Annotated in this window: 17 protein-coding genes; 4 read left to right on the top strand and 13 right to left on the bottom strand. The window is 55.2% G+C overall.

Annotated elements, in window-relative coordinates; translation table 11 throughout:
- Positions 1-14 precede the first annotated feature (14 nt).
- The 4 genes from CA13_RS30230 to CA13_RS30215 form a co-directional block, all read right to left on the bottom strand.
- Positions 15-257: a hypothetical protein gene (locus CA13_RS30230; protein WP_146403014.1), complete on the bottom strand. Its 243-nt coding sequence runs from the start codon at positions 255-257 to the stop codon at positions 15-17.
- 246 nt (positions 258-503) lie between these two features.
- Positions 504-2,042 carry an arylsulfatase gene (locus tag CA13_RS30225; protein WP_146403012.1) on the bottom strand — a complete coding sequence of 513 codons (1,539 nt, stop codon included), beginning with the start codon at positions 2,040-2,042 and terminating at the stop codon, positions 504-506.
- Between the two features lie 514 nt (positions 2,043-2,556).
- Complete coding sequence (locus tag CA13_RS30220; RefSeq protein WP_146403010.1) at positions 2,557-2,955, bottom strand: alkaline phosphatase family protein; 399 nt, start codon at positions 2,953-2,955, stop codon at positions 2,557-2,559.
- A gap of 9 nt (positions 2,956-2,964) precedes the next feature.
- Complete coding sequence (locus CA13_RS30215) at positions 2,965-3,258, bottom strand: hypothetical protein (protein WP_146403008.1); 294 nt, start codon at positions 3,256-3,258, stop codon at positions 2,965-2,967.
- Between the two features lie 207 nt (positions 3,259-3,465).
- Between CA13_RS30215 and CA13_RS30210 the strand changes: the two genes are divergently transcribed.
- On the top strand, positions 3,466-4,167 hold the full coding sequence (locus tag CA13_RS30210; RefSeq protein WP_419195026.1) for a DUF2490 domain-containing protein: 702 nt from the start codon (positions 3,466-3,468) through the stop codon (positions 4,165-4,167).
- Between the two features lie 114 nt (positions 4,168-4,281).
- Here CA13_RS30210 and CA13_RS30205 read toward each other — a convergent pair whose 3' ends face one another.
- The 9 genes from CA13_RS30205 to CA13_RS30165 all read right to left on the bottom strand — a co-directional run bounded on the left by CA13_RS30205 (position 4,282) and on the right by CA13_RS30165 (position 20,322).
- Entirely contained in the window at positions 4,282-5,265 is a 984-nt protein-coding gene (locus CA13_RS30205) for a helix-turn-helix domain-containing protein (protein ID WP_146403004.1), read from the bottom strand.
- A gap of 849 nt (positions 5,266-6,114) precedes the next feature.
- Positions 6,115-8,601, bottom strand: coding sequence for a glycoside hydrolase (locus CA13_RS30200; RefSeq protein WP_146403002.1), 2,487 nt, complete (start codon positions 8,599-8,601; stop codon positions 6,115-6,117).
- 66 nt (positions 8,602-8,667) lie between these two features.
- Positions 8,668-8,913: a hypothetical protein gene (locus CA13_RS30195; RefSeq protein ID WP_146403000.1), complete on the bottom strand. Its 246-nt coding sequence runs from the start codon at positions 8,911-8,913 to the stop codon at positions 8,668-8,670.
- A gap of 67 nt (positions 8,914-8,980) precedes the next feature.
- Positions 8,981-11,875, bottom strand: coding sequence for a PEP-CTERM sorting domain-containing protein (locus CA13_RS30190; RefSeq protein ID WP_419195025.1), 2,895 nt, complete (start codon positions 11,873-11,875; stop codon positions 8,981-8,983).
- Positions 11,876-12,135: 260 nt separating this feature from the next.
- Complete coding sequence (locus CA13_RS30185) at positions 12,136-14,352, bottom strand: PEP-CTERM sorting domain-containing protein (RefSeq protein ID WP_419195024.1); 2,217 nt, start codon at positions 14,350-14,352, stop codon at positions 12,136-12,138.
- A gap of 673 nt (positions 14,353-15,025) precedes the next feature.
- Positions 15,026-17,521, bottom strand: a complete 2,496-nt coding sequence (locus tag CA13_RS30180) for an alpha-L-arabinofuranosidase C-terminal domain-containing protein (protein WP_146402995.1) — start codon at positions 17,519-17,521, stop codon at positions 15,026-15,028.
- 147 nt (positions 17,522-17,668) lie between these two features.
- Positions 17,669-18,040 (bottom strand): hypothetical protein, encoded by a 372-nt coding sequence (locus CA13_RS30175; protein ID WP_146402993.1) that lies wholly within the window; start codon positions 18,038-18,040, stop codon positions 17,669-17,671.
- 186 nt (positions 18,041-18,226) lie between these two features.
- Positions 18,227-19,510, bottom strand: coding sequence for a Gfo/Idh/MocA family protein (locus CA13_RS30170; protein WP_146402991.1), 1,284 nt, complete (start codon positions 19,508-19,510; stop codon positions 18,227-18,229).
- Positions 19,511-19,512: 2 nt separating this feature from the next.
- Positions 19,513-20,322: a 3-keto-disaccharide hydrolase gene (locus tag CA13_RS30165; protein ID WP_146402989.1), complete on the bottom strand. Its 810-nt coding sequence runs from the start codon at positions 20,320-20,322 to the stop codon at positions 19,513-19,515.
- A gap of 650 nt (positions 20,323-20,972) precedes the next feature.
- On the opposite strand from CA13_RS30165, the gene CA13_RS30160 reads away from it, so the two are divergent.
- The 3 genes from CA13_RS30160 (at position 20,973) to CA13_RS30150 (ending at position 25,509) form a co-directional block, all read left to right on the top strand.
- Complete coding sequence (locus CA13_RS30160) at positions 20,973-21,524, top strand: hypothetical protein (RefSeq protein WP_146402987.1); 552 nt, start codon at positions 20,973-20,975, stop codon at positions 21,522-21,524.
- Between the two features lie 137 nt (positions 21,525-21,661).
- Positions 21,662-24,847 carry a WD40/YVTN/BNR-like repeat-containing protein gene (locus CA13_RS30155; protein WP_419195023.1) on the top strand — a complete coding sequence of 1,062 codons (3,186 nt, stop codon included), beginning with the start codon at positions 21,662-21,664 and terminating at the stop codon, positions 24,845-24,847.
- A gap of 107 nt (positions 24,848-24,954) precedes the next feature.
- Entirely contained in the window at positions 24,955-25,509 is a 555-nt protein-coding gene (locus tag CA13_RS30150; RefSeq protein ID WP_146402983.1) for a PepSY domain-containing protein, read from the top strand.
- The last annotated feature ends 29 nt before the right edge of the window (positions 25,510-25,538 follow it).

Here is a 25,538-nt window from a genome sequence, read left to right as displayed (position 1 = left end):
TGAGCGAAGAGAATTCATGCAGCTCGCGTCGGTGTCGCTGCGCGAAAACCAGCGGATGGCTTGATGATCAATGGGCTCAAGATTCCACCTTCCGATTGATATCCCTTCATTAGTCGAAAAGGAGCGGCCAATCCGTAAGCCCAACCGGGACCAAGGTCGACCGACGAACCGAGAAAGCCTCGATTGTCAAACGTGTTATCAAACTGCTCGAGGAACCCTACGCCAGCACCATCCAGTTGGATGTAGTCGGCCGTCATCGTCGTACTGGGACGTTGTCGGACATGATCATGATCAGCGTGTTTTCATAGGCCTCCATCGCTTTCAGTCGATCGTTTGTTTCGGCGCGTGCAGCGGATTGTGGGGGGCTGAAAAGCACTAATCACGCTCCCAAAATCTGGGAACCCTGAGGTCAGGGGGATATTCGACTGCAAGGGTGATACAGGAGGTTGGCAAATGGATTCCAAGAATGCCTCGAATGCCGATGCGACACTCCTTTCTGGAACTCACTCCGCACTCGATATTTCCTCCTTGAACGTCTTCAAGTGCCTTGTTTCAAGCGAGACAAAACGCTTGAGTTGAATGGCCGTTCGAATGCCATTGGGCCGACGTTCTTTCGGGTCGAGGTACAGGTTGAAGGCATAGACTCCGAATGTCTTCTGGAGTGTCGCGCCGTTTAGAAAACCCGGGATTCCGTCACGGCTCGAGGCTTCAGCGATGTACCGATGGAACTTGAACGGACCGACCCTCATCGCCGAAAACGTATTCCCCATGTAGTAGTAGACCGCCTCCCTGTTGGAGAGACCATCATCCGAGAGCAGGAACGAGGTTTGGTCGATCCCGTCGATATACCGCTGGTCGGGAATTACTGCGCCGCCGAGAGCGGCGCACGTCGTGAAGAGATCCGCCAAATCGAACAGACCGTCCGATACACGCCCCGGCTGGATGACGCCGGGCCAAGTTGCGATCCCAGGAACCCGGACACCACCCTCCCATGTCGTGCTCTTTGCGCCCCGAAACGGAGTGTGCCCGGCATCTGGCCAAGTGTCTTCTTCAGGGCCGTTATCCGAGGTAAAGAAAACCAGCGTCTCGCCCGTCTGCCCGGACTTTTCGAGGGCATCGAGCACTCGGCCAACGAGGGTATCGACCTCGACCACGGCATCCTTGTAAGGGGTCTTGGCCGAGGACGAACCGCGAAATCCATCTGCGGCATAGTTGTCGTAGTGCACTTTGCCGAACGAGTGGTAGAGAAACCACGGCTTGTCCTCTTTTGCCATACGCTCAATGAAATCGACCGAATACCTCATGCAGTCGACATCCACATTTGCAACCGCCGGAATGTCGAGTTCGTACAGCTCTTCGTGAGGCTGGTCCCTCTTTGCTCGGATGAGGCTGCGAATGAAGTTGGGGTCGTTCTCGATGTTGCGTACAACCTCGGGATCGTTTGCGAACGCAGGATTGATACGCTCGTCTCGCCACTCCGTGTAATTCTTAACGCTACCCAAGAAACCGTAGTATTCATCAAACCCGTTACGCTGGGGCTGATAATTTGGCCCTTCGCCGAGGTGCCACTTGCCCACTGCTGCGGTATGGTAACCCGTCTTGCTCAACAGCTCTGCCAGCGTGGTCTCGCCCATCAGTCCCCCGGTCTCGCCGATCTGCGGTGGTCTTAGCAGACCGTGGCGAACCGGCAGCCTGCCGGTGAGAAGGGTAGCCCGAGTCGGTGTGCACGTTGGCTGCGAGTATGCCGAGGTGAGCCGAAGCCCTTCATGAGCAAGCCGATCAATGTTAGGTGTGGCCGCTCCCACGGCCTCACCTCCACCGTAAACCCCGGGGTCACCGTAACCAAGATCGTCCACTAGCAGGATCACGATGTTGGGCCGGCCGTTGGCCTCGACGAATGACGTCAGCTTCTCTTGGGCAGCCTCATCTTGTCCGGGATGGAAGAGACGCGGCTCCATATGATCCGCCGCCGACGCCGCTCCGACCGTCAACAGCACCAAGGCGATAACATCCCGCACAACGCGATCAAACCAACATGACATTGCTTCCTCCTACGGAAAAAAACTTTGACTTCTCCGGCGTCTACTGGGTAGCACAATTCAACGATCTCAGGAATTGCCATAGTAATATGACGCGGAGGATCCATCTAGATGGTCTTTTCGAATTGACCATTCGCGCGCGGGTCTGTCGGGTTGCTTCAAACAGAGTCCTATCGGTGTCGATGATAGCTCTTCGAGTAACGGACGATCTCTTGGCCTTCCGGGCGTTGATTCTCGCGTCGTCAATTGCGCGTTCTAGCTTGTCGATGTAGCCAACGCCGAAACGTCCTCAGAACGTCCGTCGTACCCGAATGGACTGCAAGCGAGTGCTTCCTCCTACGAAACGGCGATTCGTTATGTGTATCACCTGGGGCTGGCAAAGCGCAAGGCCCCGTTCGAGCAGATGTTCGAGTAGTCCACGCTTGGATTGGAAGAGTGACAAATTCAGGAGGGCCGGAACGGCATAGGCGATCGGCTTGTTTGGCTCGACCACGCCATTTTCGCTCGCGTACTGTTTCTAACGATTGACCAGGTCGGCTCGTAGGTTGGGGGATTCAGCGGAAACATCACTTGTCTCGCCGAGGTCCTTCGACAGATCGTAAAGCTGCGACTTGCCCCTGCCATACGGCGGCGGAAGCTTCAAGATCTTCCAATCGCCGCGTCGATAGGCACGGATTCCAAACAATTCTCCGCCAAGACCTCGTTCATTGAAGGCGACGCCTCCTTCGCCCGGCAGGAGTAGTCTTAGTGAGGAATCCTGCATCGCTAGCAGTTCGGCTGCGAGCCGCTTGGCCGGATGATCCAGCGAAGCAAAGTCGAGCAATGTCGGCATGATATCCATGGCATGCACCGGAGCGTCGATGCTCGGTGTCGCTGCGCGAAAATCAGCGGGTGACTTGATGATTAATGGGCTCAAAATGACACCTTACGACTGATAACCTTTCATCAGTCGAAAGGGAGCGGCCAATCCGTAAGCCCAACCGGGGCCAAGGTCGACCGACGACCGGGGCAATCCTCGATGTTCAAACGTGTTATCAAACTGCTTGATCAACTCCGCGCCACCGCCGTCCAGTTGGATGTGGTCGGTCATGGTCGTCCTACTAAGACCATTATCGGACAGGACCAACACTAGCGTATTCTGATATTCGTCAATCGCTTTCAATCGTACGGTCAATCGGCCCACGTTCTCGTCCGTGCCTAAAACAGGCTGCGTTTTCAAGCGAACATCCGCAATTCGATGGGGGTGTAGCGGTTTTCTACGATGGGGCAACCGTCATTGGCGCTACAGCCAGCGCGACTCATGATGCTTTCGTCGTGCAAAAAGCCACTTCTAGTCAACGAGTCTCAGTTCTTATCCCGATGAGAAATCGGAGGTGGTCCCTTTGGGCAAGGGGCGTTGTCAGTACGATTTCTACGGATGGTTGATATGGCACGAGCAATTTCCTGTGTACTCTTATGCATGACACTAGCCGTTGGGACAACGCGTACCGTTGCTGCGCAAACGGTGGATGACACCGCTCTTTGGTTAGCCGCGATGGGCAACGGCCAGTTCGAGTCACTTGATGATCACTCGCCTCTTCGCTGGTGGTTGGATACGCATTACCGCGTGCGTAACGACACCAACGGATTCAACCAGAGCATCATCCGTCCTGGACTTGGATGGGCACTTGCCGAGGACCAGACGCTGTGGGCCGGCTACGCTTGGATTCACACATCTCCGGTGACTGGTGACGACTTCGACGAGCATCGCTTTTGGCAACAATGGACAGCCACACCCTCCATCGGTGACTGGCGGTTCCAACACCGCAGTCGGTTTGAACAGCGTTGGCTGGAAACCGGTGACGACGTTGGTCTTCGATGGCGACAGCTCGCTCGCGGGCAGCGAATCTTGTCCCATTGCCCTGAATGGTCGCTTGTACTCTGGGACGAGGTCTTCTTTCATCTCAACGATACCGATTGGGGCGCGAACACCGGCCTGGATCAGAACCGAGCCTTCGTCGGCTATGGCTACAAGCGGTGTCCGCATTCGGCAGTTCGAACGGAAGTGGGATACCTGAATCAATTCATCAATCGCCAAGGCGGAACGGATGAAATGAACCACATCCTCGCGATCAACTTCTTTTTCTAATCGGTACGATTTCCCAAGGGCGTGTTGCTTTCCTCTGCCAGCGAACGAACTGAGACTCGAATCGCCGTTCCTTAGCTGGATCTCATCAAAAACCCGCTTAAATGATTTTGACGACTAGCTCAATACAGCGTGTGAGTGATTGGAACGCCGCAGCGTATCCGAAGGCGATTCCTCGTAACGCTCACGATAGTCTGCCGCAAATTGGCCCATGTGCCAAAAGCCCCAAGCGTTGGCAATGTTAGCGACGCGTGTTGTCTTCAGATCAGAAGTCTGCAATTGACGCCGTGCCATGCATAGCCGGTATGCATTCAAAAACTGCTTGGGGCCAATGCCGAATTGATCCATGAATGCGTACTCCAATGTTCTTTCGCTGACGCACGAAACCCGAACAAGATCACGAACGCGAATCTCCTCGCTAGCGTGTTGCTCAATGAAAGTCTCGGCACGTTGCAAAGCAGTCCGACGCCGGTCTGTCGTTGTTGTTTGGCATTGCCCCTCGGCGGTCGACAGCGATGAGATGACTTGAGCGGGGATTCGGCCAGTCAGAATGTTGATGACAACCTGACTGTGCAGATTGGCAGCGTCCTGGTTAACCAGTGCAAAAATTCCAGAGAGCTCTTGGCGGAGTGTAGTCGCGGCCATCGAACTAATTCGGACTGCCTCAGCACCACCGCATAGCTGGTCGAGCGAACCGACACCGAGCGTCTCACAGGTAGCCGCCAGAAGTACCTCGGGAAAAGAGCACGTATAAACGTGGAAATCGGGACCACTGACGCTGGCCAATTCCGCGCCCTTCGGAAAGACCATTATGCTGTTTGCGTCGATTTCCCGTCCCCGCCACTTCAAATGGATTCTCGAACCCGCCGGAATCGCAATCGTCCTCATGCCGACGGGAGGAATCCCTTTCTGTTGAAGAGAACAGCGGAAACGGGCCTCGCCGAGCTGCACACCGCTACTGCAAATCTGCTGAATTTCACCGCGAAAACCGCCTTTTTTCAACTGCCGAAAATCGAGTTGCCACTGTCGTGCTTGAACCGCAAGATCATCCACGTCGTTAAACGATCGCGCGAACAGATAGGAATCGGAGTCGGTTTGCACGGGTGAACTTCTCGTGAGTGACGGATCTCAGACGCAGTGACGGAATTCAGACGCGAGAGTATAGCAAAATGACAAGCCAGGATCGAATCGCCGACGACTCCGTGCCGGCAGGGTAAGATCAGGCCTTTCGTTGTACAGAATTCCACAAGTCGTTGATTCACGAACGAGTCGACGAGGTAATCTGGCGATCGAATCCGTGACAAATTTCCTGATTCCTTGATTGCGTAGAGCCTCTCAAGCCAAGATAGACCGCGAAAAGGCATCCGGCGGCGCCAGGCATCGATGTTTCAAATACATTTGGCCTGACTTGATTGCCCATTAGCAACGCGGAGCCGACGAACAACGCCGACGTGATCAATCCTAACACCAACCGGTTGACGATCGAGTCGAGTCGTCGATGATCCAAATGCACATCGCAGCCCATCTATCCAAAAATGGATCTCAACAGCGAAACCAGCAATTGACCAATTTCGGTGTTCCGTTCATTCTGGAATTTCATCCTAGCTGAATATCGAAAGTGATATTTCAACGCAACTTTTGCGTGTAGATGTCGATTGCCCCAACCACCACGGCTGCAGAATAAGTTTCATCGAGCTCTCGGTTGAAGTACAACCAAGACGATCATTGGTTTGGGAGCAAAAGTAAACCTGCGTGGGCAAGCCTGTGGTCGATTGAAGTTTGTTTCTATTCCAATGGGAACGCTTGCGGGAACTTTATGGACACGATCAAGCATGTCAATCCAGCGGAGTTTCATTGCTCACAGAACTTGAATTTCCGTGTTGAATGGTCGACTGAGATTTTTGCCTCGACGGGCCGGAGTCCCTGTCGTTACACCTGCGGTGCGTCCACTTAAACTGTTTGCCTGCGCCGACGAATGTTCAAGGCAAGGACAGCAACCAAGATGAAGGTCGCCGATGCTGGCTCGGGGACTGCGCTGACGACGCCTGCGGAAAGTCGATTGGTTTCGTAATTCACGTCCCAAACGAGTCCGTCCGAAAGCGTGGGCAGGATAATTTCGTCAAACGAGTCACTAAGCGTCGTAAAGGCCGCCAACTCGAAGGTATCGCCCAACTGCAAAACTTGGCCTGCCGAGATCAGCAACTCAAAATCACCATTCAGCAGGGCATCGGAGCCAAAGAAGATGCTGGCATCGGGAGCAGCATAGGCTGACAGGGTACCGCCATTCATCATGAACCCGATGTTGAATTCGACTTCGCCAGCCCCAAGCTTCGCGAGCTCATGTCCAGCGAGGTCGAACCCCGAATCGAAGCTTATCGTCGCACCGGGAAGAATTTGGATATCAAGATTGTCCATCAGTTCGGTTTGTACGTTCACTAGGTGGCTGCCGACACGCACATCGATCAAGTTTAGGGGAGAAGCGGCTTCCCCAATTTCAAGCTTGCCCGTGCCTTGAAGGTTGTATTGATGCTCGCTGAAGAACGTCAATCCGGTCACGGCTTGAGTACTATCGATGGCAATGTTGCTGTCTTCGGTGATTGCGTTGCCAAAGTAGGCGTGCTTGTTCGTTTCGACCAGCGAGTGATTCAGCCAACTACGGTCATTGGTCCAGTCCCCACCGCTCTCGGCATTCCACTCACGCGCCACAGCTTCGGGGTGGACTTCCTGCAGCCGAACATTGTCAACAAACGTCAAGGAACTGTTGTCATCATCTCCGAGATTGTCAAACCGGATCACCGGACGCACGTAGCGTGTGCCTTCAGGGGCCACGAAACGCTCGCTGACGTAGGTGCGGTATTGGTTGTCGTTGGGATCGCTACCCACGACGCTGCTCTCGTTCCCGTCGCCTTTCACGCTGGGTGCGGGCTCGATGTGCGTCTGGTATTCATTGAGCGACGTTGACGCGAGAGTTTGGTCGTCAGCACCGTAGAACTCGAGCGCGAGGTAGGCGTCCGCGTCGTAGTTGCGGCTGCCAGCGTTCAGGAACCGCACGTCGGCCGACAACTGGAACGCGACCCCGGTCAAGTCCGTATCGGCATCACCGATGCCCGTCTGGAACATGCGGCCCTCGGTCGCATCGCCCTGGGTTTTCAGCACGCCCGTGCCGGTCCCGGGGACGTCGAACGTGTGGTCGCTGCCGGTATCAAACTCGGCATCGCCCGCGAACTGCCAATCGGAGATAGCCGCCCCGGTAGCCGCCCCGTGATCATCAAAGTTACCGTTCCGCACTAGGTTGGGCCGATGGTGGATGACCGCCGTGGTGATGGAATTTCCCACCGAGTCAAAGCTCACATTGTTACCAGCCACCGTCGCCGCCCCGAGCGACTCGTAGGCATTGGTCCGCAGGCTGTTGTTTTCGTCGGTGGTTCGGATTAGTCGGGTGGACATCACCTGTTGGTCCAGGTTGAAGCTGTAATTATCCGAAGCTGAATCAGCTCCGTCGTTGGTGACCACCACCGCCGTGGTGCCGGTCCGCGGGTCGTAGGCTGCGGTGATATTTTCTTGGCCATCGAGTTCGATGATTTCGGAGCCGGGACGGATGTGCGCCGAAAACTGTTTCAACCCAAAGTATTGGTCTTGGACATCGAACCGGGGATTCGTTCCGTTGAAGTGTTGGATCGCCAGGCCCCAGCCGCTGCCGTTGTTGTCTTCGACCGCCTGCCAGTAGGTCCAACCGGCCGCGTCGAGGTAGCGGATGTCCGAGTTGATCTGCTCGGCCATCCGGATGGCGCCCTGGCCGGTACCATACTCCGTCGCATAAATCTTCTTGCCATCGGAACTGACCGCGTTGAACAAACGTTCGGAATCGGATTGGCCGCTGCCGCCGTTGAAGGGATACGTGTGCGTATTGACTTGATCGATGTGCGACTTGGTTGTGGTGCTGTAAACACCCCAGGTGTCGGCGCTCTGATCGGTTGAGGTTTCCTCCGGGCCGACTAGGCCCATTCGTGAGCCACGGTTGTCCATTTCCTGGCCGAACGTCGTGATTAGGCTCCGCTGCCTGATTGGGGTAATGATCATCCCCTCCTGGCCACTGCCGCCAGTCCAAAAACCTGATCCCGGTTCGTTCACGGGGGTGATCGTGTTGAACTGAATGCCGAGATTCGATTCAAAGTGATCGGCCACCTCAAGCATGTAATGGGCAAACTCATTCTGTCGGGCGGTCGAAAGATTATTGCTGCTTGTTGATGAGCCCGACGAACTAAGCGAGTTTGTCATCCACCACGGTGCGGAGTTGGCGAAAGCCTCGACCCGAGTGACGCCGCGATCGATGGCCATGTCCAAGACCAACCGCTGGGTCGCGTCGGCGTTCCAATCCCAAGTCCATGTGCTGGTGTCAGAAACCGTCGTGGGTGCCGTGGGTACCCAGCCTTCCATTTTGGCACCGGGCCGGGTGATGTTTTGTACCGAAGTATCGGGATTCGACCCGGCCCCGATGTTGTATCACGCGAAGTTCAGCCCCAGCCCGTTGGTCTGGTCGAACAGGAGGTCCATCATGTCTTCGCGTCCCTGGGCGTTGGACTGGCCGCCGATCTCATTGCCCATCCAGGCCAACGATGTGCCCCAGGCCTCGAACCGGTGGTTGCGATCACTCGTGTTGACATCGATAGCCTGCGCCGCGGCCTCAGGTGATTTAATGAGAAGCAAAGCACTCAATATGAACAGCAGTACAATGCGAAAGTCTTTCATGACGTTCTCTAAAATCTGTCTAACACGCGTCCGAGACAAGTAGGCAAGTTGTTATCGGATCAATGAGTCAGTGTTGCTGGGATTCGGTTCTTGGGAACACACGTCCGATGGCGTGGCTCCGCTTTCGCCGCCGCACTATCAATACCGAGATGCCAAGCATCCCCAACATCGCGGCTGAACTCGGCTCAGGTACTGCTGAGACGAGGAAGTTCGAAAGGACCACCGAATTGGTCCCACCGCCGTACGTCACCACGAATGTCCCTTCGCCCGCGACGGTTGCGAGTCGTTCACCACTGACGACATTCTCAAACACGCCCGACAATGCGTTGTTGGACAATAGAACGGTGAAGCTGTCGCTCAGCAAAGGAAGGTAGGCTGATTCGTCCGCTTCAAGCAGCGAAATACTCAAAATCCCATCGAGCATCGCCGTGTCAGTCGTCAATTGGTCATATTCGGATCCCGCCGTCGTTCCTCCAACTTCGACATCGAAGAACGACCCCGATGACAACATCAAATCGCTGACGAACAGTGATCCGGCACTCGCACCTGGTGCCAAATGGCCACCTGTTTCCACCAACACCGCCGAATCAATCGCCCCGTTGCCACCGAGAAAGCCATCGGCTGTGATGGTGTAATCGTCGCCACCGGTGTGAGTTCCGTTGACAAACAAGTGACCTGCGGTGACGATCGTCGTGCCCGTATGGGTCATCGTGCCGGCGAGGGTCTGCGTGTTGGCGCCGGACTTGACGAGGCTGACGGCGCCGTCGATCGCACCGCTGAAGAGCCCATCGGCGCCGTTGCCAGCGAAGTTCAGCGTTCCGCCGGAACTCGCGTTCCCGGTGTTCGAGGATGTGATTCGACCGCTGCCGTTCAAACGACCGATTGTGCCGCTGAGGACGCTAATGAAGTTGCCGCCACGGCTATTGAGATCCAAGGTGCCGTCCAGATCGACATCGCCGGTGGTATTGAACGCGTTGTTGCCAATCGCTGAAATGGAGGCATCCGCCGCAACGCTCAGTCCTTGGCGAACCACGTTCGATCGGGCCGTGACGTGGCCCTCGGCAACAATCAGGTCGCCGTCGTAGTTGCTGGATTTGCTCATGACCAACTCGCCCGCTCCGCGTTTGGTCAGGTCGCCGGTGCCCTGGATCCGACCGACCAACATCCCTTTGCCCGCGCCGCCCACGCCGATGGAAGCATCGCCGTCGAGGAAAACCGTGCTCTCATCGCTGTTGTTGGAACTACCGAAACGGGTATCGCCGGATGTGGTCGACCCTTCGCTGTAGAGGGCGCCCTTGCCATCGACCCCGTCGCCGGTGATCACAAGTTTTTCGTTGGTGATGCGGATTCCGGCCTGGATTTCCAGAGTCGAGCCATCGAAAACGATCGAGCCGTTGGAGTCAAGCGTCCCGTCGGCGTCAGTGCCACCGTTGCCCAAACCGTTGACGTGTTGGGCCGTGAGACGGGTACCGTCAAAGACCATCGTGACCCCGTCATACTGGTTGTCTTTGCCGTTACTAATCACGCCAGCTTGAGAACTGCCGGTGTTGCCTGTGACTTCATTGCCGAGCACCAGCATCTGGTTCGTATTGTTGTGGAACTCGGAATTGATATAGTCGAAGTTGTTGTCGCCGTGATCCTCTGGGCCAGTGGGGTGTTTCGAATCGCGCCAATTATCAAAGAACACCTGGCCAAACCGAACCAATGAATCCGCCGGCAGAGCCCCCGCAGCAAGGTCTCTATTGATCGTGATGTCGAGGTTGTTGCCGGCGACGTAAGCCACCGCCCAGTCCACCCCTTCGGGGACGCCACCAACCAGCTCAATATCGATCGACGTGTTGCTTGCGCTGTCGTAGGGAGTGTGCAGCAGCGGACCGTGCGTGATGTCGCCCTTGGCGTTCGTGATGGTGGTGCTAGACTTGAAGTTGAATGCGTTCTCTGTGCCGTAAGCCTCGACGTTGTTGAGGTTGATGTCGCCTTTACCCAGCGCGGTCGAGAAGCCGGTCCGCATGTTGGTGACGACCACGTTGTCGACCGTCAGCCCACTGGGGCCGTTGTACATCCGCACTCCGTCTTCGGCACCCGAGATCATCATGTCGGCGGGAAGTTCATTGCCGTGAGAGGTGAAGCCGTATTCCTGGTACAGATCGGTTGCGATCACGTCGTTGCTAGAGAATAGCTCGCCGGTGACGGTGCTGTTGGTGAGCGTGGTGTTGGTTGCCGTCCCCTGGACAAAAAAGCCGTGCCCGTAGGTTTTGACGTCCAGGTGCATGTCGTTGATCACTGCGTCGACGGTGTCGATGACCTGGAACGCGGATGTCTTGTTATGGCCGTGCCAAGGCAGCCCCACCCCATCGCCAACCGGGTCGCCATTCTCATCGAGTGCCGGTCCGGGATCCCATCCCTGCGGGCTTACCCGCGCCCCCTTACCGAACACATCCCCTAGTCCGTAGGGGGACGAACCGCGGGTCAAGACGTGAGCTCCATTGACGGTGTTGCTGGTTCCGGTCATCTGAACATAGACGGCGGCCCAGTCAGCATGGCGTTGGGCTGGAGTGCTCACGTCCACGTCATACCCAGTCAGACTAAGTCCGTTGACGGTGTTATTGGAACCACTGATCTTGACCACTTCGATGCCGCTGTCATGGCCGAGCGCTCGACCGAATCCATCAAGCTTGCGTGTATCGAGCTTGATGTTGGCACCCGTAAGATTATAGGTGTTGCCGGTACCCGTCAGTTCCAGAAATGTTGGCTCGGAACTGGTCGGATTGGCGATATGGTCACCGTCGATCCAGTAGTCACCGGCCGCCAGGGTGATCGTCGCATTGTTGTGGGCCGATGCGAAGCTACGCAATTCCGCCAAGCTATTGGCTGTATATTGTCCCGACGCCGTTTGGCAAAGTACCACAGCAAGCAGCAGTACGCCAAAGATTGGTCTCGCGCTATTTCGTTCTAGATTCATGATTGAGCCATTGCTCGGAATACAAACTGAGTTCGCCGACTTGTCGCAGCAACTTTTCATGGCGTTCGCTTAAAGGAAGGGTGCCTTAGACACTTTTTGTAATTGACTTGGGTTTGAACCCAAACGCCGACTCACTCAAAAACACCTCGTCTACGAGCGACTGCGTCTAGATCGGCGGGGGGAAGGGTTCAAATCGTTAGCTTGAGAGTAGTCGGCCTGCTGCCTAAGGAGCGGGCCGACTCGCAATAAAAATCACGTCCCTAGAACCGACGTCGGCGGACCACGAGGGCAACACATCCCAGGCCTAGCATCGCAAGCGAACCAGGTTCCGGAACAGCCACGGCCGAGACGACGAGCTGTAGACTGCCGTTTTGGAAGTAGGCGCTCTTGCCACTGCCCAGATCGAACGCATTGGCGACCCCAAAGTTCTCGATGTTGTCAAACACGGAGGCGGTTTCACCGATCAGCGTATAGGTACCATCCGCCGTACCCGAAGAAATGCCAACCAGATCATCAACACCGAAGGTGTTGTCCAAGGTGACCGTGCCTGCGACATCAAGAGTGCTAGTTTCGGAGAAGACAAACTTTGTGCCTGCGTTAAGCAGGAGGCTTCCATCAATCGAGCCGTTACCGCCGATTGCACCGTCGCCGAACAGCCTAGTTTGGCCAAGGAAGGTGCTGTCACCTTCGAGCAGAACCGTTCCGGTGATGTCAAAAATTGAACCAGGGTCAATACCGCTAATGCTACCACCGTAGGAACCACCACCGAGTGACTTCACGACTAGCTTGGAGTCAGCTCCTGCGAATTCGATATCGCCCGAGAACAGATTGCCCGCATTTCGCAAACGGAGCTGTCCGCTATTGTCGGCGATTGTCAGGGTGCCTGTTCCTGAAAACACACCATCGATAGTGGTGGTCTTATCGTTATTCTTGAATTCAGCCCCACCACTTTCAATAATGAAGTCGCGAGCGCTGTGAATCACGTTACTATTAGCAAAATAATCGCCGCCATCGATGGTAACCGAAGAATTCACATCACCCAAGGACGCCTCGGAATAGGCCCATGCCTGAGCACCGTCGATAATGCGAGTGCCCCCGGTGTAGGTGTTAGTCCCCTGCAGTTGGATCCGCCCGGCATCCGAACTGCTACCAGCAAGCGTCAATTCACCAGCACCTGAGATGACGGTACCGCCCATGCCATAGATGTTCCTGGCGTGGGCATGGCGAAGGACGCCACCGGCTTCACCCAAGACAATATTGCGGCCGGTCAAATCAAAGTGGTCGGCATTTGCAGACAGTTCACCTCCGTTTGAGAGATTGATGTTGGCGGAGCCGCTGTCCAAGGCGATACTGTTTCTTGCCGCTTTCACGACTGCGTTTCCATCAATCGAGATGTCGCCCGTGTAGGTGGCGGTGCTGTCCGCCGTAAGCAGAAGCGTTCCGCTACCAACCACATCCAAGGCGCCGGAACCTGAAATCACGCCTCCCACAGTCGTGGTCTTATTGTTTGTATTGAATCTGCCGCCACCACTCTCCACGATGATCGCGCGTGTACCGATATCCACATTGTTCGCAGCATAATACGTCCCGCCGCTATCCATCGTAATCGAGGTGCCTGCAGCACCGAACGACGCATCAGAATAGGCCCATGCTTGGCCACCATTCACAATGCGAGTGCCCCCGGTGTAAGTGTTGGTACCTTGCAGTTGCATTCGCCCAGCGGTGGATGTAGATAATTCCCCACTGATCGTCAATTCCCCAGCACCTGAAACCGCGTAACCACCAAACACGTTTCTGGCGTGGGCATGCTGGAGCGTGCCCCCGTTTGAAGTCAGGACAACGTCACGACCGCTCAAATCGAGATGGTCGCCATCGGCAGATACCGTGCCACCGTCCAGCGTGATGGTGCCGCCCCCGGCGGATAGCCTAAGAGAGTGCCTTTCTGATCGAAGCACGCCATCCCCTATCACGGTGTAGTCGCCGGTGAAACTAGCGTCGTTCGTGTTGAAATGTAAATGAACCGTCGGGTCGCTAGCGCCCGTGTCGTTGATCGTGATATCCCCGCTGCCGAAGACTTGGCCAGTGATATCGAGAGTCCCACCGGAAAGATTGATATCGGAATTAGACTGATTGAAAGTGACTCCGGTGCCAATCGTGCTGTCGCCGCCGGCGACGATGCCACTCGACCCGACTTCGATGTTACCGGATCCTGACAAGGTGGAACCACTGCTAAAATTAAGGCCATTCACTTGGCGAGTGGACGACAGATCGACGGTCGGGCCGGTGAATTCGGCGATATTGGTGGTGAGATCATCCGCGGGAGCACTTCCGCCCCAGTTACCGCCGTCTTCATAGGTCGTGCCATCACCGGCACCATCCCATGTGACGGTCGTTTGTGCGTGAAGGCCAACCGGTAGCAGGACAACGCCCAGGGTCAGGGGGACAAACAATGCTAACGCGGAAAATCTCTTTCTCACCGGTGCTTTCCCTTCTATTTTTAAAAATCCCACAATTTCCATACTCCTGCTCGCCTTTGTTAAAGTCACAGAAAAAATAATCTCAAAAGTTGTCAGTTGCCGTGGCCTGATCCCGAGCACAATTCATAACCTTCGATAGACAAACACCTTGACGATGTAATGCCCATCCTTTGAATGCCCATCCTCCGCGGCAGCACTGCCAATCGGCGATTCTTGCCAATTTGGCCCAGTGCCAGTTGCATCACCCATTCACGCCAGAAAAACCACTGACAGTGCGGGCTAGGACGTACCCTTGGAGAAGTAATGGCGGGTCTGGAGAGTTCCTTAACGCATTTTTTCGAGATTTTCAAAAAAATACTAAAACCTTCCCAGAAACGGGACCTTTGCCTGCTCCGACACCACCAATGCTTGAAGAGAGGAGGATCCTACTTTCGTGACGATTCCAGCTGCTTTGGCTTCACGTTAGCGATCACAACATTAGCTGTCACACTAGGTATCGTGGTCGCGATCGCTTCCGTAAGACGTCGGCGACCGAGAAATCGAGGCTGGTGGATGAGATCTCGCAGTTTAATAACGTTGCCACATGATGGTTGTCACATGATTCACCCATGATTTTCCAGGATGAATCACTGACGCACGACCGGCGTCGAAACCGCGAACGAATCGGCACGATCTACTGCGTTTTCAACCGCATGACCGTAAACGACCACGCGGGGAACTCTCTTGTGAACCTGGCCCCACTGACCGTTTCGGTTGATGTTTGCGGTGCAACATGCTTGGGCTCGGCAATGGAGTTCTCTGCCTCGGGGTTATCGGCCGCCAAAGTGATGACTTGGCAGGTGTCGGATGCTAACTCGGCACCGGCAAGATCGACGTCCACCTCGACCGATTTTGCCGTAGGGTTCACGATTTTGACGATCGTCTCGCCTGAGTCGTTATCGACGCTGCCGATGGCGAAGAGCTGCGCAATGTGGGGATCGGGCATATCCACGTCGTGCACCAAGTTGTCATTCAGGTAGCACTTCACCCGCGTGCCATCAAGTTCGACACGGACGTCGTACCATTTGCCGTCTTCGATGGTGCCCGGCGTTTCGTCGGCCACAACAGGCACGTCCCAGTGCGTCGCTTGGCGGCTTAGAAGTTGGTGCTTGCCACCGGCACCGATGTTCCACTCAATACGTGATCCACCATCGGTATTGCGGAACAAAACCATGAGTCCGCCGCGGCCAGCTACTTTGCGTGCCTGGAGCGTCAACGTGCCATCACTCCAACGGTAATCGCCCATCATCGCACGAGTATATCCACCGCGGCTGGTTTGACGGGTAACTTCGGGAGTGACGTTCCAGCGACTGCCGATCCCTACTTTCAACACATCGTCGTCTTTGATGTCCCGTTGATCGAATAGCACGTCACCACCACTTTCGAATTTGATGCCTTTGTACTCGACGCTCGCATCGGTGCTGCCGACACCAATGCGCCCACGCGGCTGGCGACTGGGCCGTGTGTCGGTCACCGTGGTGGGCCGCGTCTGGTCGCCGTGATGATGGCTGAACAACAACTGAGTGTAATAACTGGGTGATCCGTACGACGTGAGGTTGTCAAACCAAAGCAGGTTGGGCCGCCACTGCCACGCCTCTTCGTGCGCCATCAGCGGGGCGTAGGCACTCATGTCCACAATGTCGCCATTGCGTTCGATACCCGTCAGAAATGCTGCCTCGGCTAGCGCGCAACGAAGTGTATTTCGGTTCTGAGGACAAACCAACTGAACGGATTGCGAGGCGTACTCGCCCATGAATATTCGAGGTCCCTTTCGATCGTAATGATCGTACCGCGTCGCTTCACGCATGAACCAATCGGGCGTGGCATAGCAGTGCTCGTCTACAATCGGCACCTTCAAGTTCCGCAGCAGAGGCCAAGCGAAGTCGAATCGTTCGCCTGCCGGAAAGGGGCCCGAAGTGGAGATCAGTTCCACATCAGGGTACCGGGACTGCAATACCTCAGCGAAGCGGCGATAGCGTTCAAAGTACTCAGGCCCCCATTGCTCATTGCCGACGCCCAAAAGTCGCATACCAAACGGCTCGGGGTGGCCCATCGCCGCGCGACGACTGCCCCATTCGCTTTCGATTGGCCCGTTGGCGAATTCAATCAGGTCGAGCGCGTCTTGGATATACGGTTCGAGCTCCTCAAGCGGCACTAGCTCACCCGAGTTGAATTGACAAGCCATTCCGCAATTGATGATCGGCATCGGCTCGGCGCCAAGGTCTTCGGCGAGCTGGAAGTACTCAAAGAAGCCGATCTCAAACGACTGATAGTAGTCGGGCGTGGGACGGTGGGCGAACTCGTTGTTCCAGCGGTTGACAATTAGCCGACGTTCGTCGCGCGGCCCAATGGTCGTCTTCCATTGGTAGCGGTACTTCAATTGGCTTCCTTCCACGATGCAACCGCCGGGGAAACGAAAGAACGCCGGCTTCATGTCGGCGAGCAATTGCACTAGGTCTTTACGCAACCCATGCGGACGGCCCATCCACGTGTCGGTGGTGCACAACGAGATGAGGTCGAGGTCCACAATGCCCTTGGATCGCAACAACAATTGCAGCCGCGCCTTGGACTCGGTCCGTTTGGGCACCAAGTCGACTTCGGTGGTATGCCATGCCGAGCCGCCAAGGGTAACGAACTGTTCGGCCAGCACTTCGTCGTTCTCGGCCACCAGCCGCACTGCCAGCTTCATCTTCGCCCCCGCAGTCGAGCGTCCTTGGGCGGTGAAACGGTAGGTCTCTCCGTCGCGGACCCCCATGCCACGGAAACCGCGATTCTCGACACCGCCGGTAGGCGATTCGCTCTCGGTCGCTAGCCTCAAAAAAGTTGGATTGGCTGCCTTGATCGGCGATTCGTTCTCGGCCGTCATGCTGACGTCTGCACCAATTTTCATCCAACCGACTAGCGGCCTCGAGATTTCAAGTGAGCGATTGATTACCTGCTCAGCACTAAAGCCGCCATCGGCACCAAAGTTGATATCTTCAAAGAACGCGCCAACCAGCCGGTCGCTAATTGAATGCCCGCCGTCTCGGCAGTCGACACGCACCGTCGCATCGGCCGCATCAGCAATCGATACCGCCATGCCCACCAACATTGATAATGCGAACAACCAACGCAACATGAAGGACTTCATAACAAGCTCACTTGGAAGGATCGAATTGAGTAGAGAGTAGTTCAAAACGGTTATGAAATGGACGCCGATAGGCCCCCTTCCCAAGTTCTTGAAATGCAGTCTTAAAGCATCTTACAAAACCCTAGACGATTGCCGTACCGAAATCAATCATGTGGCGCCGGAGTGACACGGCGACTTTTTCCCGTCGATAATCGAGTTGTTGTCGTTCAGCGAGGTGTAGTTCAGCGAGGTGTAGCTGTAACGTCGATGCTCAGCGCCATGTGCAGGTGTTGGTCCGAATCGATCAAAAAGACCATTCAATAGGCCGCCATCTGCTTCTCGGTCGTCACGGCACGAGTCGCCATCCGTTCCACTGCCGCTGCTATTGGCAAGTCGCCAGCACAAGCGGTTTTCAACAAATTCACAAAACAAGTCCTTTGCCAGTGTAGGACACGATGACGTAATGATCAGCGGAGTTTCGATTGTTGACTCAGCGGACGAGATTAAGTGGAAGCGGACGGAGCACGGCCTCGTAATCACAACCCCACTTCGAGCACCGAACGAGATCGCGATCTGCTATCGGATTGAAACCAACGGCTGGAGTCCGTTAACAACAAACAATCAATAAGCTGGCGAACTTCGTAGTCGGATTCGCCAGAATTCCAACATGTTTCTGGGTTCTCTGTCTAATCCCACGACGTCCGTTGTTGCCAAGGCATTCCTTAACTAGGCATTCATCCACTCAGTTGATACCGGACGGCTGCGAAGTGCATTAGCCTTGGCATCGTTGACGAATTCTTCTTTTTCTGGATCCCACTGCAGCGGTCGACCCAGCTTCATCGCGATGGTTCCGGTAAGCAGGGTGGTGCTGAGACGGTGAAGTGCCTCGGCATCGTAGTTGGGCTTTGCTCCCGAACGAACGCAATCCAGGAAATTCCTTTGCTCCCTTGGCGGGCACTCCCACAACTTGTTGTCTTCGTACTGCGCGTTGAAGAGCGATTTATCCGAGGCCATTAGAGCACTGTTCCAAGCATTGTTGCCACACCAGCCGTCGGACCCTTCGAACTTAATGCTAGGGTTGGTCGATTTCACATGCATCACGACGCCATTGGCAAAGGTATAAGTCAACTCAAACTTATTCGGCACACTGTTCATCGCATTCTCGGGAATGATACCAGTGCCCTCCACTTTCACTGGGCTGGAGTTTTCCGAAAAGTTGGCAACCTGTGCCGTGTCGCAAAGATGCATTCCCCAATCGGTCAGTACGCCAGCCGCATAATCCTCAATTTGTCTCCAGCACTGCGTTTGCGTGCGGTTAGTGCAATACGGCGCGTAAGGTGCCGGCCCAAGCCACAGCGGATAATTCATGCCTTCGGGCACCGGAGACTCCGGCAGTTTCTCCCAGACCTTTCCTTTGTACGGCAGCCCAACATGGATCGTGTGCAGTTTTCCAATTCCTCCATTTCGGACCACTTCGGCAAGCTTGTGATACCGCGGCAGCGAACGGTCTTCCAGGCCAACAGTAAAAACGCGTCCGGTTTTTTTCACCGTATCAACCAACGCACGCCCTTCCTGAATCGTCACAGTTGGCTTTTCACTGATGACATCTTTCCCAGCTTCCAATGCCATGATCGACATCGGGGCATGCCAGTGATCCGGTGTGGAAATGCAAACGGCATCAATGTCTTTGCGATCCAGTATCTCGCGAAAATCATCCGTGACGTCGCAGTCCTGATTACCGTACGTCTGGTTGACCGTATTTCGAGCTCTTTCACGGGCATCGGGCTTCACGTCACAGACCGCGATGGCCCGGCAATCTCCCTGCTCAAGAAACATTTTCAAATTGAGATTGTGTCCCTGGCTTCCTACTCCGATGAATCCCATTGTGGTCTTGTTCGACGGAGCGTCAGCCCCCAGTACACTGGCGGGAACAATCATAGGAGCAGCCGCTGATGCCGTTACGGCAAGTCCGGTACGTTTGAGAAATTCTCGCCTATTGCGTTTGGTCATGATTAAAGATTCTCCTTTGGGTTATTCCCCGCGACTGCGAGATCTCGTATCCAAATATTGCGGAACTCAACGGGGCTATTATGCCCTTGAAGCATGATAGGCATCCGAGCGGGATGCGGTGTATAGGGGAGTGTTAACTTGTGTCGCGTCGGTCCTAAAATCTCAGTGCCAACTTGAATAAACACACCATTGTGCAACACGGTAATCCGGGCGGGCTCGGCTACCTTTTCTCCATCAAATTTAGGTGCCGTGAAAAACACATCATAGCTCTGCCACTGTCCAGGTGGGCGACAAACATTGAAAAGCGGAGGCGTTTGACCATAAATTGCACCGGCCGATCCATCTGCATAGATTCTGCAAGTGTAGGAATCGAAAACTTGCAGTTCATACCGCTGCATCAAAAAGATGCCACTGTTCCCCGAACTCATGGGATTACCGGATGGCGGGTTGGGGGCTTTCCACTCGACGTGTAGCTGGCAGTCGCCAAACGCCTCCTTCGTGAACAGAGTCCCTGTCCCTGCAACAATCACTCCGTCGCGAAGTTCCCACTCGGTTGGCTTGAACTGATCAAGCGACTTTCCGTCAAACAGAACGATTGCGTCGGACGGCGGCAAGGCAGTGTCTTGCTGATCGATGCGGCCCGGCACCACGCGAGGCGGTTGCGGACGATCCAACTGATGCACCTTAAATTCCGTTCCCGAAATCAAAGGTGTGTCATAGTCTCCCTCGCATTGAAGCTTATGAAACCCTTCTTCGCCACTGACAACGCACGAAAGGACCAAGATTCCTATCCCAACAACCGCCAATCTCATGATTCGGTTTCCCAATTTTTTATAGGCCAGGCCAGTCCTGACTCAAATGCTCGCAAGCGCAACACAAGGCAGGTCCTGGCCTGCTTACCTTTGATTTAACGACATTGATCCAAAATCCAGCGTCTCAAAAAGCTACCACTTCCTGATCTTTCCGGCTTGCAAGCTTGTTCGATGTGCTACCCGACGTCGATTCGCATGTCAAGAACCAAAACAGACAGTGGGTGTGGCAAAACAGGTCAGTGATAAAGATGACGCGGCACTAATATGAAAATTCGCCTGACATTTGCTAACCGAAACAACGTAAAATTTCTGCGAGCCACGACTCAGGGACACAAATAAATGAACGATCTATTCTGCTGTCCCGAGTTTGGTGTCGAAATCTCACCCGTCGGAAAGTTGTTGGATCGATCAGATTCAAACCCCACGCAAAGCAATAATAATGGAATGAGACCACAACACTCTTGACTAACCGTTACAATGGCCGTCAAGTCACTGTCAAAATCGCAGTCACAATTTGAAGGCTTGTCACCACGTTTTGTACATCGATGCTTTTTACAACGATTCCTATTCGTCAGTGTCTCTTTTTCTCAACGCCTCTTTTTCTCTGGGCCTCTTTTTCTCTGGGCCTCTTTTTCTCTGGGCGTCTATCAATGAAGGTGCATCACGATAGCCCCAGGTTTTCAACCCTGGCAATCTTGTTGCTAATCATGTTGCTTTCGTTCAATAATCTCTATGCGGACGATGCCAACGCTCCGGTGTCGACCGCACCGACCGTAATCGAAACGAACACCGATACAGTGTCAAAGGCGATACAGTGGAGCGATCTCGCGCCAGAGGGCGGTAAACGGTTCATTGATCCTTTCGCAAAGTTATCAAGTGTCCAGATCGCGGACCTGGGTTATGTCGTTCGAGGACGGCGAATGATCGTTGACGACAAGATTGAGGCAGACGGCCACGACGCGAAAGAGGCCGCGACGCTGGCGAGCCAACTAAAGGAACAGGGAGTCGACATTGGCTGGCTGATGGTGCAGCGAAAGCGCGTTCAACAAATCCGTGATTTGCAGGCCGAGAAAATTACATTCTTCTCGCCCGAGCAGAAGTCGAAAGCCATGATGGTGAATTCGGGAGCCGCCCAAATGCTCAACCGGGCCTTGAAGCATGACCTGATCATGAAGGGCCGAGTGATTTACAAGAACACGTAGAAGTAAATGTGACAACACTGTCAACATCACATTCGCAAAACAGCGAACCGCGGTTCAGCATCAATCTGAATGCACGAACTGTTTCATCACCCCGGGGGAAGAACATGAGGGAAAGTCATTTGCAGGTCACGAATACTATGTCCAAACAAACCATTAGAAATCGATCCATTTGTTACCTCGTCGGCGTCTTCGCGTTGGGAGCGTTTTCACTCGGCCAATCGCAAGCCAAGGCTGAAGTGTGGCCGCATGAAGCTACAAAACCAGTATCGAACCAGGATGTGCCTTTCGCGGAGCGAGTTGATCCTGAGATCGATCGCCGGATGCGCTCGCTCGAATGGAGATGCGTTGGACCCTTTGTTGGAGTTCGCGGGTGCGGAGTAGAGATGCACCCGACCGATCGCAATGTCTTCTACCATGCCCATTCCTCCGGCGGAGTGTGGAAGACGGAAGACGCCGGCCAGTACTGGATCCCCATCACGGACGGCCAGATCAACGTTGGCTCGGTAGGCGCCATCGCGGTGGCCCGCAGCCGTCCTGAGACGATCTACATCGGGACCGGTGAGCCCCAGTTGCGAGACTGCGTGTCCTGGGGGGATGGCGTCTACAAGTCGACGGACGGTGGCAAAACCTGGAAACACATCGGACTGAAGGACACACGCAACATCTCCCGGGTGCGTATTCACCCGAACAATCCGGACCTGGTCTATGTTTCAGCCATCGGCAACCCGTTTGGCCCCAGCAAGGATCGCGGCGTCTATCGCAGCAAGGATGGCGGCAAGACGTGGAAGCAGGTCTTCTTCAAACACGAGCAGGCCGGCGTGATCGACCTAGTCATGTGCGATCATGATCCCAACATCCTGTATGCATCCACCTTCGAGATCCACCGGCGCACCTGGGGATTGATGGCAGGCGGCCCCAACAGCGGCATTTTCAAGTCGACCGATGGTGGTGACACCTGGACGGAGATCACGCGAAATCCCGGCCTGCCCTCGGACAACCTGGGCCGCATCGGTCTGGCGCACTCCAAAGACAAGCCGAACCGTATCACGGCCCTAATCGACTCGAAGGAAAAGAACGGTCTCTACCAGTCGGAGGACGGTGGAAAGACCTGGAAGTGGCTGACCGATCATGTTGGCATCACCCAGCGCCCGTTCTACTACTACCACCTGCATGCCAGTCCGATTGACGGTAACGAGTTGTGGGTGGCGTCCAACAAGCTCTGGCAGTCGCTCGACGGTGGCAAGAATTGGAAGCAGCGCAGCGGCACGAAGGACGACTTCCAGGACATCAAATTTGATCCCACCGATCGGGACCGCATGATCGTCACGCACGACGGTGGTGTGATGGTGACACTCAACGGAGGAAAAACCTGGTCGACTCCTTACACGCAGCCTACCCAGCAGGTCTACCGCCTCAATATTGACAATCAGTTCCCCTATAACCTGTACGGGAACAACCAGGATCTGATCGGCTATAAAGTGCCTTCGGCTTCGGTTTATGGCGGCATCTCCCAGGCCGAGGTGACGGTGATTGGAAGTGGCGAATCAGGACCCTGCGTGCCGCACCCCACCGATCCGGACATCGTTTACCACCTCGCCCAGAGCACGTTTGCGGCCGGCGGCTGTCCGATCCAGCGGGTTAACCTGAAGACGGGACAGTGGGAACACCGGAACGTCTGGCCGATGCCGACCTTCGGCGAAGGCCAGAACAAAGCCAAGTACCGGTTCAACTGGCACGCGCCAATCGTGATCGATCCGTTTGACGAGAATACTCTCTACACCGCGGCGGAAGTCGTCTTCCGCAGCAAAGACGAAGGGATGACCTGGGAGGAGATCAGCCCAGTACTGACCAAGGATGAGGAATCGAAACAGCAGGCCGGCGGCTCGCCCTCGTCGCTTGAGACATCCGGTCAGGAAGCCTACAACACGATCCACCGCATGGTGGCGTCCAAGGTCAAGCCGGGCATCCTCTGGACGGGAAGCGATGACGGCTTGGTGCATGTGACGCAGGATGGCGGCAAATCGTGGGAAAACGTCACCCCTCCGGACATGCCGGAAGACACCGACGTGTATGAACTGGAGGCCTCGCCGCACGACGCGGGAACCGTCTACCTCGCCGCGAGCCGTTACCGCACGGCCAATGATTTTCTGCCGTATCTGTGGAAGTCCGCCGATTTCGGCAAGACTTGGGTCAACCTGAGCGAAAATTTCCCGCAGACCGAGATCACCCGGACGATTCGGGAAGACACCGTTCGTAAGGGCTTGCTGTTTGCCGGAACGGAGACCGGGGTGTTCATCTCCTTCGACGATGGTTCCACATGGAAGCCGCTGAACCTGAATCTTCCCGCCGTCCCCGTGCACGACATCAAGATCAAGGATGAGGATCTCTGCATCGCCACCTTCGGCCGCAGCTTCTGGATCCTCGACGACATTTCGCCCCTGCGTCAGTGGGACGAGAAACATCGAGGGCAAGCCTCGCAGCTGTTCAAGCCGCGCGCACACACCCGCCTGGGGATCAACTGGTGGGCGCTCTATGGGGGCGGTGTCGGCGGCGGACAGAAGAATTACTTCGTCCAGAACGGCCGCATGGGCCACACGTTCTACGAGCTCGGCATCGTGAACGGCGAACGGAAACGCAAATACCTAGATGCCGGCGGTGCCCGGCCCTACGGCGCCGTCATCAACTACTGGCTAGGCGACGACGCCAAAGACGTGAGCTTGAGCATCCTCGACGAGAAGGATCAGTTAATTAAAACCTACGAGGGTGACGTTCTCAGCCAAGAGCCCGGGCTGAACCGGATGATCTGGGACATGAACTATCCCGATGTGCTCGCCGTCAATGGAAAGCCAGCTCCCGGAATTATCGTTCAGGCCCCGGTCGGAACCTACAAGGCGAAGCTGACGGTCAACGGCAGCTCGGAGGTGCAGAGTTTCGAGCTGAAGATGAACCCGAACGAGCAATACTCAACAGAGGATTCCGCCAAACGCTTCGAGTTGTGGTGGAGGGTGCGTTCGATTTTCGAGCGTTCCAACAAGGAGATCACTGCCGCCTTGAAACTGGCTGAGGAAGCCGGTGAAGATTCCGAAGTAGGGAAGCGCGCGATGGAATTCGCCGGCAAGTTGGTGCCGCAGGGCGCCAATCTTTCCGAGATCGCAAACGAACCGCCGAAAATGCTCTCTAAGCTGACGACCGTCAATTCGGTCCTTTTCCATTCCGAGGGACCACCTCCGGCATCATGCTACGCTGTGGTCGATGAAATGGAGAAGCAGATTGACGTGGAGATCGAATCCTGGAAAGATTTTGCCGCTAAGCCGAGAAACTAAAGGTCGTGCAAGGACGATTACGAACATTGGCAGCGTCACGTTCTGCGTGTCGCTGCCTTTTTTCTTGTTGTTGCTGACAACTCAAACTCATGAGACGTTCGAATAGAATGAAGTTTTCGAAGTTGAACCGTGACGGCCACCGATGGGGGGCGATCCTGATCGCGTTGCCGCTGGCTGTGGTCATTGCTTCTGGTGTGATTCTGCAACTGAAAAAACAGTCTGCCTGGATTCAACCAGCAACGCAAACAGGCTCCCGTGGCGAACCATCAATCCGCTTCGACGAGATTCTCACGGCTACCCAAGGCGTTCGGGAAGCAAAAGTCAAAAGCTGGGACGACATCGACCGTCTCGACGTTCGGCCAAGTAAGGGCATTCTCAAAGTGCGCTGCAAAAACCGTTGGGAGGTTCAATTAGACACGAAAACCGGCGAAGTACTCCAGGTCGCCTATCGACGCTCCGACTTGATTGAGAGCATCCACGATGGCAGCTTCTTCCACCATCGAATGAAGCTTTGGGTGTTCCTTCCTGCATCGCTGGTGCTAGGTGTGCTGTGGCTGACGGGGATTTATCTGTTCGTTCTGCCCTCCTACGCCAAATGGAAAAAACGCAGAAACCGATCAAGCACTGTCAAGAAAGAGAGGTCATCCAGTGTTGCCGTCTAGAATCGGCCATATTGCAACGCCAGGGTGAT

Origin of the sequence: Novipirellula herctigrandis, from assembly GCA_007859835.1 — a bacterium.
Taxonomy (GTDB): Bacteria; Planctomycetota; Planctomycetia; order Pirellulales; family Pirellulaceae; genus Novipirellula_A; species Novipirellula_A herctigrandis.
This window is presented reverse-complemented; position numbering and strand designations above follow the sequence as displayed.